Source organism: Maribacter sp. 1_MG-2023, from assembly GCF_030547005.1.
Lineage (GTDB): Bacteria > Bacteroidota > Bacteroidia > Flavobacteriales > Flavobacteriaceae > Maribacter.
Genome location: NZ_JAUOPN010000001.1, coordinates 245,441 through 259,956 on the forward strand (window position 1 = coordinate 245,441; position 14,516 = coordinate 259,956).

Here is a 14,516-nt window from a genome sequence, read left to right on the forward strand (position 1 = left end):
ATTGGTGTTTTTTCAATCTTTTTTGACAAAGTATGAGAAAAATTACGTTTAATTCAGTGTATTTAAGTAGTTGATTGTGATATACTCATTTTAAAGAACTAAAATTTTTTATAAGTGTAATTTTAGGTGTAATTACTTGCAAAATATCTAAAATTAGATATATTTGTGTAATCGATTGCATAAAATTAAGGATGACTTGTAAAGCAACTTTTAAGCACTCTATGTTGTTATACTGTGAGTTTTGAATGTAGGTTTACTTTTTGTGCTGAATTGAATTAGTTTTTCGAAATCGAAACTAATTGCTTCCTAGTTTTATGTTAATGATGTTTTTAAATACATGGTAAATTGTACTTAATAGAAAAATTTAAAACTACAATTTAAGAATTATAATATGATAAAAAACAAAACCTTTATAACTGATGATTTTCTATTAGAAAATAAATTTGCGCAAAGGCTCTATCATGATTATGCTTCGCAAATGCCAATTATAGATTACCATTGTCATTTGCCACCAGATGAAATCGCAAATAATCGTCAGTTCGAAAATCTAACCAAAATTTGGAATGATGGCGATCATTATAAATGGCGTGCGATGCGAACTTTTGGTATTGATGAAAAATATATTACCGGTAACGCTCCAGATAAAGAGAAATTTCTTGAATGGGGTAAAGCAGTGCCCTATACATTAAGAAACCCCTTGTATCATTGGACGCATTTAGAACTTAAACGCTATTTTGATATTGATTTGCTATTAAATGCTGACACTGCTAGTGACATATATGAAGAGGCAACAGCAAAACTTCAAACTTCAGAATATAGCTGTCAAAGTTTAATTAAAAAGATGGATATAGAGGTTATTTGTACTACTGAAGATCCTGTTGATAGTTTAGATCATCACGTTAAAATAAAGAATAGTAATTTAAATACAACAGTGAGTACGGCATTTAGACCAGATAAAGCTATTGTGATTTCTAATGATACATACCTTGATTATTTAGAAAAACTTTCTGCTGTTAGTAACGTAAACATCGATTCTTATAGATCTTTGTGCGATGCGCTTTCTGTACGATTAGATTATTTTGCTGAAAATGGATGTACATTATCGGATCATGGTCTTAGCTATGTTCCGTTTAGTGCATTTACAGATGCCGAAATTGAAAACATTTTTCAAAAAAGAAAAGAGAAAAAGCAATTGTCTTTAGAGGAAGACGAAAAATTTCAAACAGCAATCTTATTATTTCTTTGTGAGCAATACCATTCTCGAGGATGGATACAGCAATTTCACCTAGGCGCATTACGAAATAATAATGCAAGAATGACCCGTATTTTAGGTCCCGATACAGGTTGGGATTCTATCGGAGATTATTCTCAGGCAAGAACCCTTTCCAGCTTTTTAAATGCTTTAGATTCTAAAGACAAGCTTACTAAAACTATATTATACAATCTAAATCCGTCAGATAATGAAGTTCTAGCGACAATGATTGGTAATTACAATGATGGTAAGGTTAAAGGTAAAATGCAGTTTGGTTCTGGTTGGTGGTTTATGGATCAAAAAGACGGTATGACTAGGCAGCTTAATGCATTATCTAATATGGGGTTAATTAGCTGTTTTATAGGGATGTTGACAGATTCAAGATCTTTTCTTTCATACCCTAGGCATGAATATTTTAGACGAATTGTTTGTAACCTTTTTGGTCAAGAAATGCAACGTGGAGAATTACCTCAAGATTTTGAATTGGTGGGGCAAATTATACAAGATATTAGTTATAATAACGCAAAGGAGTATTTCAAATTTTAATTCCTCGTTTCCTAAGAGAGAAATTGTTCAGTTAAAAATTGCGGAAATCATTAGCCGTTTAATCCAACACTATGAAAAGTATAAAAATACTATTGCTCTTTATTATGGTCTTAACCTTTTTATGTTGTGAAATACAGACTGAAGTAAAGACATTGCGTTTAGGTCATGGTCTAGATGTTAGCCATTCGGTACACAAGGCGATGGTGAAAATGGGTGAAGATTTGTTGGAGCGGTCTGGTGGTAAATTGAAACTTGAAATTTACCCAAGTCAACAATTGGGTACCGAAAGAGAATGTCTTGAACTTTTACAGATCGGTAGCTTAGATATGACCAAAGTTTCAGTGGGAGTTTTAGAGAACTTTGCGCCAAAAATAAAGGTGCTAGGGTTACCATTTCTTTTTAGAGACCGTCAACACTCTTTTGATGTTCTTGACGGACCAATTGGTGAAATGCTTTTAAACGAAGGCGAGAAATATTGGTTAAAAGGCTTAGGGTATTATGATGCCGGTAGCCGTAGTTTTTATACCATGAATAAACCCATTGAAAAACCAGATGATCTTATCGGTGAAAAAATAAGAGTGATGGAAAGTGCAACTGCCGTAAATATGGTGAAAGCGCTAGGTGGTTCTCCTACACCTATTTCATGGGGAGAATTGTATACATCTTTACAGCAAGGTGTTGTTGATGGGGCAGAGAACAATCCACCAAGTTTTTACCTGTCCAGACATTACGAAGTTTGTAAATATTATTCGTTAGATGAACATACTGTACTACCAGATGTTTTATTAATCGGGACTTATGTATATGATAAGCTCAACGAACAAGAAAAGAAGTGGCTAAATGAATCGGTGAAAGAATCGGTTAAATATCAGCGTATTCTTTGGGCAGAAGCAGAAGAGGAAGCTTTGCGAGAAGTTCAGAAAGCAGGTGTACAAATTATAAGGCCGGATAAAACAATTTTTGCGGAAAAAGTAAAAAGCATTTTTGAAGGATATAAAGAGGATAAGGAAATGTATTCGCTTATCAAACAAATTCAAGAAACCAACTAATTACTATGCGAAACAAAATAGATTCCGTTTTGGGCAAGACATTGGTACTGATCATGTCGGTTATGGTCATAAATGTATTATGGCAAGTATTTACAAGATATGTAACGGGTAACCCAAGTTCATTTACAGATGAGTTAGCTCGTTATCTTATGATTTGGATCGGGGTTCTTGGCGCTGCATATGTATCGGGGCGAAACTTGCATGTGGCTATAGATATTTTACCGTTGCGACAGAGTAAGAAAACACAGAAGAAATTGAAGATAATAGTAACCATTTTAATTATACTATTTGTCTTCTTTGCTTTTGTAATCGGCGGGTCAAGGTTGGTTTATATCTCTTATGTTCTAGGGCAACAATCACCGGCATTACAATTACCATTAGCACTAGTTTATCTTATAATCCCTATTAGCGGCTTGTTGATTATGTATTACAAAATGTCAGACCTAAAAAATATCAGCTCATGATGGAGCAACTACCAATTATTGTTTTAGTACTAAGCTTTATTTGTTTGTTATCTATAGGTACACCTGTAGCTTGGAGTATAGCAATTTCGTCTTTATTGACCATGTTGGTGAGTATACCTGCAATGCCGGCATTCACTACAGTATCGCAGCGTATGGCGACCGGTTTAGATAGTTTTGCGTTGTTGGCAATTCCGTTTTTTGTATTATCGGGAGAACTCATGAACAAAGGCGGTATAGCTCATAGACTTATTGCCTTTGCCAAGACCTTGGTTGGATCTTTCCCTGGCGGATTGGCTTTAATAAATGTCATAGCAGCCATGTTAATGGGAGCGATTGCGGGTTCTGCAATGGCGTCTGCATCTGCAATGGGAAGCATCTTAGGCCCTGAGATGGAAAAAGAAGGTTATTCTAAAGAATTCGGTGCTGCTGTAAATATTACTTCTGCAACTACAGGCTTAATTATTCCGCCAAGTAATGTATTAATCGTTTATTCATTGGCAAGTGGTGGTGCATCTATTGCAGCATTGTTCTTGGCAGGATACATTCCCGGAATAATGACAGGATTATTTCTTATGATTGTCGCATCTTTTTGGGCAAAAAAGAAGAAATATAAAGTTGGGAAACGCAGCAGTTTAAAAAAGGTGGGTAAAACATTTATTGATGCCTTACCTAGTCTATTTATGCTGGTTGTGGTAATTGGAGGTATTGTTACCGGAATATTTACAGCTACTGAGGCATCTGCTATTGCGGTATTATATAGTTTAATTCTTGGCTTTATTTATAAGGAGATTACCTTGCCGAAATTGCCACAAATATTATTAGATTCTTCAGCTACTACAGCAATTGTAATGTTGCTGATAGGGTCATCTATGTGTATGTCTTGGGCTTTGTCTTATGAAAATATTCCGCAAGATATCAGCACAGGACTTTTAAGTTTAAGTGATAACAAGATTGTCATTCTTTTGATCATTAATTTGCTTTTATTGTTTGTAGGTATTTTTATGGATATGACTCCTGCAGTGCTCATTTTTACTCCGATATTCTTACCGGTAGTGACCAAATTAGGGCTAGACCCTGTACATTTCGGAATCATCATGGTATTGAATCTATGTATTGGCTTATGTACACCACCTGTTGGTTCGGTATTGTTTGTTGGAGTAGGTGTGGCTAAAACTACTATAGAAAAGGTCTTTAAACCCTTGTTGCCGTTATTTATAGCAATGATTGTTGCGCTATTTTTAGTTACTTATATTCCGCAATTAAGCTTATGGTTGCCTAGTTTATTTGATTTGTAGCATTGCGCAATTATAATTAAAAGCTGAATTGAGATTGAAGGTAGATGTAATTATAATTTACTTGTGTTTGCTAGATGATTTTCTAATAATCAATTTAGCAGGTAGCACAACGTCTTTATGAGTTTTCACATCTTGATTACTTTCTATCTGCTCTAAGAATACTTTTGCAGCCATTTTTCCCATTTCAACGGGTGACTGATCTACAGAGCTAATAGAGGGTTCTAAAAATTGAGTAAAGGGTTCATTACTAAATCCTACTACACAAAAATCTTCTGGTATTTTTACAGCTATACTTTGTAGGTATTTTACAGCTCCCAACAATCCATTATCTGTAGAAGAGAAAATAGCATCGGGTGGTACTGCTAAGTTCATGAGTTTTTCAGCAGCTTCTTTACCTGCTTCTATATCACTTTTTAAGGTAATTACGTAATCGCTATTGTAGGCTACACCATGTTTTGCAAGTGCATCTTTATAGCCTTTAAATCTGTTGTTATACAGTTCAATATTTTGGTTTACATTAAAATGGGCTATTCTTTTGCAGCCTTGGCTTATTAAATGTTCGGTTGCATTAAAGCCACCTTGATAATCATCTATGGTTACCGTACTAATATCATCAAAATGTAAAACACGATCAAAAAATATAAAGGGAGAAGATTTTTTTAAAACCTGATGTAATTGATTTTTATTCTCATTTGTAAAAGAGGTAGACACTAGAATGCCATCGACTTGAGCATTTATCAAATTTTGAATAATTTTCTTTTCACGATCATTTTCCTCATGAGTTTGAGAAATGATAACGTGAAATCCTTTAGGGTAGAGCTCTTCTTCAATACCGCGAATAACCGAGGCAAAAAAGTTTTTATTAATGAAAGGTACAACAACACCTACGTTGTTACTCTTACCACTTTTAAGTGCCACCGCGAGCCTATTTTGTTTGTAATTTAATTTTGTTGCTGCGGCAAGAACAAGATCACGAGTTTTCTCGCTTATTTTAGGATTATTGTTTAAAGCCCTAGAAACAGTAGCTGCGGTAATATTCAGCTCTTTTGCAATATCGTAAATGGTAGCTTTCTTGCTCATAGATAAGTGTAGGCTAATTTACGATTATTGAATTATAAGGGATATTTAAACGGCTTAAAAATTATAGCTTTATTAAATTTTAAAACTACAACCTTCTTCAATTTTCTTTTGATATTTATCTTCATCTACTTCAAATAGAAAAGCTCCTTTTTTAGAAGAGCTCATATCTTTTTCGTTCGTTTTCTTTAAAAGATCGAAAGAATTAAATTTATTGATGAAATTTCTTTTATCCAATTCAGTATCTAAAATGGCCTCATACATTTTTTGAAGTTGGCGCATGGTAAACTTTTCGGGTAAAAGTTCGAATCCGATGGGTTTATTGCTAATTTTATTTTGAAGTAATTTGAGAGCATCTTTTACCATGCCATTATGGTCAAAAATTAATTCAGGACAATCTTTAAGATCAAACCATTTAATAGGGTTTTGCTTTAAAAGATCTTTACAATGATGTGCGATATCAATTAACGCAAAATAAGATACAGATATAGTTCTTTCTTCGGGATCACGGTCTAATTTAGAATACGAGTGAACCTGATCCATGTAAATATTATTCAAACCCGTTAAATGGTTAAGAATTCTTGTAGCTGCTGCATCTAAATCTTCCTCTTTTTTAAGAAAACCACCTATAAGGGACCATTCTCCCTTTGCTGGTTCAAAGTCCCTTTGAACGAGTAAAATTTTTAATTCTTCTTGATAAAATCCGAATATAATACAATCTACAGCAAGTAAGACTTTGTCTTCTTTGCGATAATTATTCAAAACCATTTTTTAATTTTTGCTTGCCTAATTTAATAAGATTGAATCAAATAAAACTGCTTTAAATACGAAAAGGTTTGCGCATTTTCTTATATAGTTGCCTATTATTAAATGTGTTAATGAATTTTTTGATGTGTATTGCGGAATTTAATCTAAACGAAACGCTGCTGCAATATTACGTCAGTAAGTGTAAAATACAGCGCGCATCAAATTTTAAGTAATACTGTCCATAGCACTAATTTAACTTATTTCAAATATTTTATAATGAACTCAAATTAATTTATAATTTTTTAAAACAATCTTGTTATAAACTATCTTGAAGTATTAAATGTAGTTAGGTCAAAATAAAGTTTATCGATATATTTAAAATTCCACCAAGCCAAAATAGTATGAGATTAGTAAAACATACCATACTTTCAATAGTAAGTTTAATTATTTTGATAGCGTATTTGTCTTGTAACGAGAAAGGGAAGAATAACGTAGTCGCGAAAAAAGAAAGTGTCATGCAAATCGAGAAAAGTAGTTATGGGACTACCACCAATAATGAAAAAGTAACACAGTTTAAACTGCGAAATATAGAAGGTATTGATGTCACTATTATTACTTACGGAGGTATAATTACAGAAATTATTACTCACGATTCTGAAGGTAATATGAAAAATGTAACTCTTGGTTTTGACAGCCTTCAGCAATATGAAAAAGAGAACCCTTTTTTCGGAGCTCTTGTTGGTCGTTATGGAAATAGAATTGCAAAAGGAAAATTTAGTTTAGAAGATGTAGATTATACTTTGGCAAAGAATAACGGAGAAAATTCTTTACATGGTGGATTAATGGGGTTTGATAAGGTTGTTTGGAAAGTAGAAGAGGAAAAAGAATCAGATTCGTCTGTCTCTTTAAAATTAAGCTACCTAAGTAAAGATATGGAAGAGGGTTTTCCTGGAAATTTAAAAACAACAGTAACCTATACATTAAACAAAGACAATAGTTTAGATGTTTTGTATGAAGCGACTACAGATAAAACTACAATTGTCAATTTAACGCAACATTCTTATTTTAATTTATCAGGAAATTTCTCTGAATTAATTTTAGATCATGAAGTAGAAATTGATGCAGATAAATTTGTGCCTGTTGACCCAACATTAATACCAATAGGTGATTTGGCTTCTGTAGAAAATTCTCCATTTGATTTTAGAAAGATGCGATTTATTGGTGATGCAATTAATGCAGATAATGAACAGATTAAATTAGGGGTAGGTTACGATCATTGTTGGGTGCTTAATAGTCAAGAAAAAGGATACCGTTCTGTTGCAAAAGCATATCACGCTGAGTCTGGGCGCTTAATGGAAGTGTTGACCGATCAACCTGGTATGCAATTATATACCGGTAACTTTTTAGACGGAACTTTACCTGTGCCAGGTGGTGGTGCTTATGTAAAAAGAAGCGGATTATGTTTTGAAACACAGCATTATCCCGATTCTCCAAATCAACCGCAATTTCCAAGTACTACTCTAAAACCAGGTGAAAAGTATGTCACTAAAACAACTTTTAAATTCTCTACAAAATAAGTAGCGCACTTGAAATATGATAATTGCTGTAGTTTATAGTACTACGATTATTTTAGTGAGTATTATGAAATAGCTAAATGGAGAAAATTTTCTATTCCTGCCATAATTTCCTTTTGTAAGTTGTAATTTTTACATGGATTCGTTGTGCTAGTAATTTTGGTTTTTGAGAAAATTAAAACCATGATTACAAGATATATTTATCTAATAAGAAACATCATGCAAAAACCAAATAAAAGATTAGAAGGGCAAACGTGCATAGTCACTGGCTCTAGCGATGGTATCGGCGAAGCCGTTGCAAAAGCAATGGCAATGGAAGGTGCCAATATTGTAATTAATTACCATAGTAGTAAAGAAGAGGCTGAAGAGGTTGCAGACTGGATCAGTAAAAACTCTGATGCTGGCAATGCCATTGTAGTTAAATGTGATGTTAGTAAAGAAGATGAGGTTAAAAACATGTTCAAGAAAACGGTAACTGAATTTGGCACTGTAGATGTTTGTGTTGCCAATGCAGGCTTACAGTTGGATCACCCACTGCATGAAATGCCATTGAAAGATTGGCAAAGAGTGATTGATGTAAACCTTACCGGACAGTTTCTTTGTGCTAAAGAAGCGATTATTGAATTTAAAAGAAGAGGAATGCGGCCAGAGGTTTCTAAATCTTTAGGAAAAATAATTCATATGAGTTCTGTTCATGAAGTTATCCCGTGGGCAGGTCATGCAAACTATACTGCCTCAAAAGGCGGATTGGTCATGTTAATGCAAACCATTTGTCAAGAATATGGTCCAGATAGAATTCGATGTAACTCTATCGCACCAGGTGCTATAAAAACAGATATCAATAAAGATGTGTGGAGCACACAAGAAGGTAGAGATGGCATGTTAAAATTAATACCCTATAAACAAATAGGAGTGCCAGACGATATTGGTAGTGTGGCTAGTTGGTTAGCATCAGATGAATCTGAATACATCAACGGAACAACCATTTTCGTAGATGGTGGTATGACGTGTTACCCCGGGTTTACTGCGAATGGGTAAAATGAAAACTAAAAAAGCCACCCAATTGGGTGGCTTTTTTTATATCAAAAAGTGAAATGAATTATTTCATCATTGGCTTGTAATCAAATTTTTGTCCGCCAACAGATGCATCTGCCATTAATCCTGCTTTTGGTAAAGCGAAAACGGCAACTCCGTCTCTATATTTAGCATTTACTGCAACTCCAGATTTTAAAGCAACTGCTGAAGCTTCAGCAGAGAATTCAAAATCTCCATCTTTAAACTCAGCTAAATCATCTGCTGTTTCAAAAAATATTACTTCCGTAATCGCTTGTCCTCCTGCTTGTAGACCTACACTTAATTTTTTTAAATCAGCCATACCTACCATAGTTCCGTTTTCGTATACAACACCATTACCTGATGCTCCGCCTATGATGAATCCGCCTTTACCAACATTTGGGAATATTACATACCCGGCAGAATTGGTGAAGAACTGGTCTAAACCAACTTCCATAGTCATTAATTTTTCTTTTGCATTTTCTGAATCTTTAATGATTTTCTTGTCTTTAGTGCTTTGAGCGTTTACTCCAACAGCTAAGAATAATAAGGTTACGAATGTTATTGATTTTAAAATTTTCATTTGTTCTAGATTTTATATTTAATTATTGTTTTCTTACAACAAAGGTAGATTTAAGCAAGGGTCTAGTTTGTCTTAAAACCTATATATTTTGATTCAAAAAAGTGTTAAATATATGTGAATCAGTTAATTGTAAGTTAAATTTAGAAAATTCGAATTTCAACGATGTCATAACTGTTTCATTGAATGGAGATTATCTTACAAATCGATTTCTTAAAAATTTGTTAATTAATTGTATAAGTTTTATATTCATGAAATATTAAAACTCAAGATGATGGAGAATAACGAGAACTTTTTAGATTCTAAGATGATTGCAAACTTTTTAATAGCATTTGCATTGATGATTACTGCCATCTATTACTTTAACTATTCTGATGAAATTGAAGGAGAGGTTAATTCTGTTATTGTAAATTCATTGAAAGATGTAAATAATAGCTTGGCTGAGCAAGATACCGCTCGCAAATAATTGAAATTTCTGACCATAACTATAGGCTGTCAATTCATTGCAATTGGCAGCTTTTTTTTATACATACTATTTAATTCGTTTGTTTCTTACCGATAATGACATTTGCTATTAAAGCTGCAACAATCATTACTATACCCAATAAACTCCATGGAGAGTAAATATCTCCGAACCAAAAAACACCCACCGATATGGTGAATATGACTTCAATATATTTTAGAGGAGCCACCAAATTTGTCTTCGCAATCTGAAAAGCCTTAGTCATAAATACCTGACCGAAAAAACCGAATATACCTAAGCTTGATAATAATAACCAATCTACACCCGCTGGGTTGACCCAATTATTAATACTTAATATTCCGCCAATAACAGTACCTGTAAACATAAAGTAATTAACGATTACCAGAGGGTGATCACTATTCCCGATTTTTCGAATTAGCACATATACTAATCCGCTGAAAACAGATGCAACCAATACTAATAGTAAACCAGTGGTATTTATATTATTATCAAACCCTTTTAAGACTAAAACGCCAGCAAAGGCTAATAAAAATAGAAACCATTGAATTGGTTTTAATCTTTCTTTGAGTAAAAAAACAGCAAAAATTGCGGCATAGATAGGGGCAAGGTATCTTAAGGAAACAGCGGTACCCACGGGTAAATATTTCAACGACATAAAGAATAAACTCATTGCGGTTAAACCAGCAAGGGCTCTAAATATCATAAACTTTCGATTGTTTCCTAAAATGGGAATACCCTTTAGTAAGATGTATGATGTGCCTAGTATTAGCGAACCAATTGTTCTAAAGAATACAATTTCGAATGTGGGAAAATGATCTAGATATTTTACGAACGAGTTCATTAAACTAAATGAAAACGTGCTTATAATCATAAATAAAACTGCCTTCTTCATTATCCAAAATTATCTTTACAAAGTTACTTGGCAGAATTAGAAATTTCTTAATCTATTCGTGATAATTGTGTTTCCATCAAAAGTTTTGTCATTCTCTTAATTAAATGGATTTATATGTAGCTGGTCAATTAGATAATGTGAGTTTATAAATGAATTTGAAAATTTTAGAGCCTAATTTTTATGATCATCATTTTGGCAAAAAAATAATAAAGATCAATATTCTTGTCAAAGATGGGCTTTAGAACTAAACACATAAGTATTTGTTATAAAAAATAAACAGTAAAGGTCATTTTTAAGAAATCTATTAACTTGCCGTAACAAAATATATAGGTGAATTTCAGCTCTTTTTTAAGTGACCTGAATCACATTGAGATTGTTTAAAAAAAATAAAAATGAACGAGTTACTTTCGCTGAAAAATAAAAATTATGCCCTCTCTGGTGGCACAGGAACCTTAGGTGGTTCAATTGCTCAATATTTAGTTGAGAATGGTGCGACAGTGCTACTTTTGGGCAGGTCTGAAGATAAATTGAAGAATAAACAAAATGAGTTAAATACACTAGTTCCTAATAGTACATTTATTTTCAAGGTAGATGTTATGGATGAAGCTGAACTAACCAATTTAAGAAACACCATAAAAAAGGATTTTAACCATTTAGACGGACTAGTAAATTTAGCGGGTGGTAATATACCTGGTGCTACTGTACAACCAGATCAGACGGTTAGAGATATTGCTATGGACGATACTAGAAAAGTTGTCGATATAAATTTATTCGGTACCGTAATACCTACAGTTATTTTAAGTGAGTTAATGGTGGAACAAGGTTATGGTTCTATTGTAAATATTTCTTCTATGGCTGCAAAACAAACTATTTCGAGAGTACTTGGGTATTCAATGGCTAAAAGTGCTGTTGATATTTTTACGAAATGGATGGCCAATGAATTAGCTTCTAAACATGGTGATAAAATAAGGGTGAATGCCGTGGCGCCTGGTTTCTTTATAGGTAATCAGAATAAACGTTTATTGACTAATGAAGATGGGTCTTTTACAGAGAGAGGAAATAGTATCATAAAGAATACCCCAATGGGTCGTTTTGGCGATGCTTCTGAGCTAAATGGTATGGTTCATTACCTTTTAAGTGATGCATCAAGTTTTGTTACTGGAAGTATTTTTGATGTCGATGGCGGATTCACTTCATTTTCTGGAGTATAATTGATATTTCTATTTATCCATATTACACCTAATAAAAACTCTAAGTTGCTCTTATATACCAGGCTTTTTATCGTATTAATCGTTGGTTGCATTTTATGCTCTTGTGAGAATACATCTAATGAATCGATAAATTTATTAGATGAGTATACCATAGAAGCCGGATTTAATTTAGAGTTAATTGCAGCTGAACCGCTGTTAAAAGCCCCCGTTGCTATCGATTTTGATGCAAAAGGTAGAATTTGGGTGGCTCAGATGCCCGGTTATATGGATGACTTACAAGGCTCAGGTGAAAAAGACCCTTCTGGTAGTATTGTCATTCTTGAAGATTTGGATAATGATGGTATCGCAGACCATTCTAAAGTTTTTATGGATAGCTTGGTCATGCCAAGAGCATTGGCGCATGTGTATGGCGGTTTGCTATATGCTGAACCTCCTTATTTATGGTTCGTTGATATTGAAGATGATAAACCAGTGAACAAGGTTATGGTCGATTCTATTTATGCGGTAGAGGGCAATCCTGAACATCAACCTAACGGATTAGAATTAAATATTGATAATTGGATCTACAACGCGAAATCTAATTTTAGATATCGAAGAGAAGCGGGAGTTTGGAAAAAGGAAGCTACAACGTTTAGAGGTCAATGGGGAATTACTCATGATAATTTTGGGAGGCTATATTACAATGATAATTCTAGAATTCTATTAGGTGATTATGTGCTACCGAATACCTTAATCAGTAATGAATATTTTACTCCTAAATCTAGTGTAGATAAATTATTGACTATTGATCAAAGGGTTTACCCTGCATTTGCCGGGTCGGTAAATAGAGGGTATGCAAAAGGAATTTTGAATGCAGATAGTATTTTAGTAAATGCAACCGCTGCCTGTAGTCCCTTAGTATATCGTGGTGGCGAATTTACCCAATCTTACGATGAGAATGTTTTTGTCTGTATTCCTGAAGGAAATTTAGTTAAACGTACCCTTTTATCTTTTACCGGAGATTCTACTATTGCAAAACAAGCTTGGCAAGATAAAGAGTTCATTACCTCTACAGACGAAGGTTTTAGACCTGTAAGTTTAAAAAACGGTCCAGAAGGTAATATGTATGTGGTAGACATGCATAGAGGTATGATAGGTCATCATGCGTATATGAGTCCGTATCTAAGAGATAAGGCAAAAGCGAAGGAATTAGATACAATCGTAAATTTTGGAAGGATTTTAAAAGTTTCTCATGAAGATGCAAAAGTTGAGGTTATGCCAGATTTTGATGCTTTAAGTGGAAGTGAATTGGTTTCGTTACTAAAGAATGATAATGGTTGGATTCGTGATCGTGCCCAACATTTTTTGATTTTCAAAGAGCTTAAGAAACCTATTGAAGAGGTAAAAGAAGTTGGACTCTATACAGGTAATCAATGGAGTCAAATTCATGCTTTGTATGTGTTGGAAGGTTGGAATGAATTGTCATTTGATTTTTTAACCAATGTGATTATTAATAGCAATGATAATGTTACGGCTCATGCTCTTGTGCTTCAAAAAGGATTTGCATCCGAAGAAAATATAGAAAAAGCAGCATCGATTTTCAAAATTGTTTTGGACCGTGATACTGTTGGTTTAGATCTTTATCTAGGTAATTTGTTAGGTAGTTATATTAAGATTGATGAAGAACGATTTTTACCTTTTATGATAGAAATTTTAAATAGAAGAGAAAACAATATTACCATTATAGAAGCAGTAATTGCTGGATTGAGTGCCGTTGATTCAGATATTTATGCCAATACCGTTGTAATGGATAGTCTAAAACATACTCCTTTTGTAAATAAGTTGGTAAGAACTATTTCAAATAAAAAAGCAGGAAACATGAATGCTATTTTCACAAGAAAAGTTACCCATGAAGATACACGTACTAGCGGAGCTAAAATGTTCTTTCAAATCTGTGCTTCATGCCACGGAGCAAATGGTAAGGGTATAGATGGTTTGGCGCCTCCGCTTATGAGCTCTGAACACGTGAAAAATACAGAACGTTTGGCATTGATTATTTTACATGGTCTAGAAGGTCCGGTTCATGTTAATGGCGAAGAGTACAATATAAACTTGGCAATGCCCGGGCTCATAAGAAATGAAAATATAAGCGATACCGACATTGCCAATATTATATCATATGTAACGAATGCTTTTTCAGATGAACCGAAAAGGCTAAGTACAAAACGAATACAAGAACTGAGAAGTGTGAAGTCTTCAACCGGTATGGAATTCACGGAAAAAGAACTTCAAGCACTTGATAATTAATAAAAC

At 33.7% G+C, this 14,516-nt stretch carries 13 protein-coding genes; 9 read left to right on the plus strand and 4 right to left on the minus strand.

Annotation, left to right across the window (positions count from 1 at the left end; genetic code table 11):
- The first annotated feature begins 391 nt into the window (after positions 1-391).
- The 4 genes from uxaC to Q4500_RS01280 all read left to right on the plus strand — a co-directional run bounded on the left by uxaC (position 392) and on the right by Q4500_RS01280 (position 4,606).
- Entirely contained in the window at positions 392-1,798 is a 1,407-nt protein-coding gene (gene uxaC / locus Q4500_RS01265) for a glucuronate isomerase (protein WP_303597940.1), read from the plus strand.
- 71 nt (positions 1,799-1,869) lie between these two features.
- Complete coding sequence (locus Q4500_RS01270; protein ID WP_303597941.1) at positions 1,870-2,847, plus strand: TRAP transporter substrate-binding protein; 978 nt, start codon at positions 1,870-1,872, stop codon at positions 2,845-2,847.
- Positions 2,848-2,852: 5 nt separating this feature from the next.
- Positions 2,853-3,311, plus strand: coding sequence for a TRAP transporter small permease (locus Q4500_RS01275; RefSeq protein WP_303597942.1), 459 nt, complete (start codon positions 2,853-2,855; stop codon positions 3,309-3,311).
- On the plus strand, positions 3,311-4,606 hold the full coding sequence (locus Q4500_RS01280; protein ID WP_303598248.1) for a TRAP transporter large permease: 1,296 nt from the start codon (positions 3,311-3,313) through the stop codon (positions 4,604-4,606). Before Q4500_RS01275 ends, Q4500_RS01280 begins: the two co-directional genes overlap by 1 nt.
- A gap of 57 nt (positions 4,607-4,663) precedes the next feature.
- On the opposite strand, the gene Q4500_RS01285 is transcribed toward Q4500_RS01280, so the two are convergent.
- The gene (locus Q4500_RS01285; protein WP_303597943.1) at positions 4,664-5,686 is read right to left on the minus strand and encodes a LacI family DNA-binding transcriptional regulator; all 1,023 of its coding nucleotides are present in this window, start codon (positions 5,684-5,686) and stop codon (positions 4,664-4,666) included.
- Between the two features lie 72 nt (positions 5,687-5,758).
- The gene (locus Q4500_RS01290) at positions 5,759-6,451 is read right to left on the minus strand and encodes an NUDIX domain-containing protein (protein WP_303597944.1); all 693 of its coding nucleotides are present in this window, start codon (positions 6,449-6,451) and stop codon (positions 5,759-5,761) included.
- 380 nt (positions 6,452-6,831) lie between these two features.
- Here Q4500_RS01290 and Q4500_RS01295 point away from each other — a divergent pair, with 380 nt between their 5' ends.
- The gene (locus tag Q4500_RS01295) at positions 6,832-8,007 is read left to right on the plus strand and encodes an aldose epimerase family protein (protein ID WP_303597945.1); all 1,176 of its coding nucleotides are present in this window, start codon (positions 6,832-6,834) and stop codon (positions 8,005-8,007) included.
- Positions 8,008-8,223: 216 nt separating this feature from the next.
- Positions 8,224-9,042, plus strand: coding sequence for an SDR family oxidoreductase (locus Q4500_RS01300; protein ID WP_303597946.1), 819 nt, complete (start codon positions 8,224-8,226; stop codon positions 9,040-9,042).
- Positions 9,043-9,103: 61 nt separating this feature from the next.
- Here the strand turns inward: Q4500_RS01300 and Q4500_RS01305 are convergent, their stop codons facing one another.
- Entirely contained in the window at positions 9,104-9,640 is a 537-nt protein-coding gene (locus Q4500_RS01305) for a lipid-binding SYLF domain-containing protein (RefSeq protein WP_303597947.1), read from the minus strand.
- A gap of 268 nt (positions 9,641-9,908) precedes the next feature.
- Here Q4500_RS01305 and Q4500_RS01310 point away from each other — a divergent pair, with 268 nt between their 5' ends.
- Positions 9,909-10,103 carry a hypothetical protein gene (locus Q4500_RS01310; RefSeq protein ID WP_303597948.1) on the plus strand — a complete coding sequence of 65 codons (195 nt, stop codon included), beginning with the start codon at positions 9,909-9,911 and terminating at the stop codon, positions 10,101-10,103.
- Positions 10,104-10,173: 70 nt separating this feature from the next.
- Here the strand turns inward: Q4500_RS01310 and Q4500_RS01315 are convergent, their stop codons facing one another.
- Positions 10,174-11,013 carry a DMT family transporter gene (locus Q4500_RS01315; RefSeq protein ID WP_303597949.1) on the minus strand — a complete coding sequence of 280 codons (840 nt, stop codon included), beginning with the start codon at positions 11,011-11,013 and terminating at the stop codon, positions 10,174-10,176.
- A 392-nt stretch (positions 11,014-11,405) separates the two neighbouring features.
- On the opposite strand from Q4500_RS01315, the gene Q4500_RS01320 reads away from it, so the two are divergent.
- The gene (locus Q4500_RS01320) at positions 11,406-12,224 is read left to right on the plus strand and encodes an SDR family oxidoreductase (protein WP_303597950.1); all 819 of its coding nucleotides are present in this window, start codon (positions 11,406-11,408) and stop codon (positions 12,222-12,224) included.
- A 45-nt stretch (positions 12,225-12,269) separates the two neighbouring features.
- Entirely contained in the window at positions 12,270-14,510 is a 2,241-nt protein-coding gene (locus Q4500_RS01325; RefSeq protein ID WP_303597951.1) for a c-type cytochrome, read from the plus strand.
- Positions 14,511-14,516: the final 6 nt, after the last annotated feature.